This is a genomic window from Luteococcus sp. H91 (genome assembly GCF_038433135.1).
In the GTDB taxonomy this organism is placed as follows: Bacteria; Actinomycetota; Actinomycetes; order Propionibacteriales; family Propionibacteriaceae; genus Luteococcus.
Map to the genome: position 1 here is coordinate 1 of NZ_JBCDMV010000051.1, position 2,130 is coordinate 2,130.

At 67.8% G+C, this 2,130-nt stretch carries 2 protein-coding genes; both read left to right on the plus strand.

All coding sequences use genetic code 11. The annotated features are described in order from the left end of the window. Window positions 1-48: 48 nt before the first annotated feature. Window positions 49-1,272 (plus strand): IS21 family transposase, encoded by a 1,224-nt coding sequence (istA, locus tag AAEX57_RS16130; RefSeq protein WP_446721188.1) that lies wholly within the window; start codon window positions 49-51, stop codon window positions 1,270-1,272. After that, on the plus strand, window positions 1,272-2,063 hold the full coding sequence (istB, locus tag AAEX57_RS16135) for an IS21-like element helper ATPase IstB (RefSeq protein ID WP_342093318.1): 792 nt from the start codon (window positions 1,272-1,274) through the stop codon (window positions 2,061-2,063). Before istA ends, istB begins: the two co-directional genes overlap by 1 nt. Window positions 2,064-2,130 lie beyond the last annotated feature (67 nt).

Consider the following 2,130-nt stretch of genomic DNA (forward strand, 5'->3'; position numbering starts at 1 on the left):
CGACGGTCGAAAAGGGGGCCACGCGATCACGATGGAGGGATGATCAGCGTGGATGTGTGGGCCGAGATTCGGTATCTGCATGCCAGTGAGGGCCTGTCGGGCAGGGCGATCGCGAAGCGGTTGGGGGTGGCTCGCAAGACGGTCGCGAAGGCGTTGGCTTCGGATGGTCCGCCTGTTTACAAGGCTCGCCCGCCGGTCGAGTCGGCCTGGGCCCGGGTCGAGCCGGCAGTGCGAGTGTTGCTGGTCGAGTTCCCGGACATGCCGGCGACGGTGTTGGCGCAGCGGGTCGGTTGGGACGGGTCGATCACCTGGTTCCGCGAGAACGTCGCAGAGACACGTCGGCGGGTTCGCCGGGTTGATCCGGCCGATCGGCTCGTCCACCGCCCGGGGGAGCAGATCCAGTGCGACGTGTGGTTCCCACCGGCCAGCGTCGGCTTGGATTCCCGGCTGCGGGGTCGGGTGCCGGTGGTGGTGATGGTCGCGGCGCATTCCCGCCGGATCGAGGCGGTGATGATCCCCAGCCGTCGCACCGGTGATCTGTTGGCGGGGATGTGGGTGTTGTTGCAGCGTTTCGGCGGCGTCCCGAAACGGCTGCTGTGGGACAACGAGGCCGGTATCGGACGCCGTGGACGCCTCGCTGACGGGGTCAGCGGCTTCTGCGGCACCCTGGGCACGAAACTCGTGCAGGCCAAGCCGTATGACCCGGAGACCAAAGGCATCGTGGAGCGGGCCAACCAGTACCTGGAGACCTCCTTCCTGCCCGGCCGCCGCTTCACCAACCCGCAGGACTTCAACACCCAGCTGAAGGGTTGGCTCGACGAGGTCGGCAACCAGCGCCAGGTGAGGGCCCTGGGGGCCCGCCCCGCGGAGGTGTTCGCCGCGGACCTGGCTGCGATGACGGCCCTGCCGCCCAGCCCGCCGATGGTGGGTGAACGGTTCACGATCCGACTGGGCCGCGACTACTACGTCCGCGCCGCCGGCAACGACTACTCCGTCGACCCGGCCATGATCGAGCGTCTCGTCACCGTGAACGTGAGCTTGGACGAGGTGACGGTGACCTACCAAGGCCTCCCGGTCGCCCGGCATGACCGGGCCTGGGGTTCGGGCCACACCCTCACCGACCCGGCCCATGTCGAGACCGCCGCCCGACTGCGCCGAGACTTCCAACACCCGCCCGTCACGGTCCTCGAGGAGGGCCTGGTTCGGGACCTGTCGGTCTACGACCAGGCCTTCGGCCTCGCAGCAGCTGATTTCGACGGGCAGGTCGCGTGATGCCCACCGCCGCTGACCAGACGTTCACCCGCATCGACTACCTCGCCCGGGTGATGAAAGCACCCCGCATCCGCGAGTCGGCCCGGCGCTTGGCTGACCAGGCCACGGCCCAAGCCTGGACCGGCCCCCAGTACTTGCAGGCCGTCCTCGAGGCCGAGGTCGCTGCCCGCGAGGCCTCCGGCGCGAAACTACGCCTGCGCGCGGCAGGCTTCCCCGCGATCAAGACGTTGGAGGAGTTCAACTTCGACCACCAACCCGCCGCTGACAGGGCCCAGCTCCACCGCCTGGCCGCCGGCGGCTACCTGACCGAGGCCGGCAATGTCGTGCTGCTCGGCCCACCCGGCACTGGCAAGACCCACCTCGCCACAGCCCTGGCCGTCGCCGCCTGCCACCAACAGATCAGAGTCGGGTTCGACACCGCCGCCGGTTGGGTCACCCGCCTCCAACAAGCCCACCGCACCGGACGTCTCGACACAGAGCTACGCAAACTCGCCCGACTGCAACTGCTGGTCATCGACGAGGTCGGCTACCTGCCCTTCGACGCCGACGCCGCGAACCTGTTCTTCCAGCTCGTCGCCTCACGCTACGAGAACAGCTCGATCATCCTCACGAGCAACCTGCCCTTCTCCCGCTGGGGAGAAGTCTTCGGAGACCAAGCCGTCGCATCAGCCATGATCGACCGCATCGTCCACCACGCCGAAGTCATCACACTGAAGGGCGCGTCCTACCGGCTGAGGAACACCACCATGACCACCCTGCCTTCCGCTCGCCTCGAGCAACAGGCAGACTAGAAACCACCAAACCAGTGGCTCCCTTTTCAGCCGCCGGAAACGGTCCCCAATTCGACCGTCGTTGACA

Excerpts from the sequence above, each read along its gene's own strand:
- istB (WP_342093318.1), top strand. The coding sequence starts at position 1,272 with ATGCCCACCGCCGCTGACCAGACGTTCACCCGCATCGACTACCTCGCC.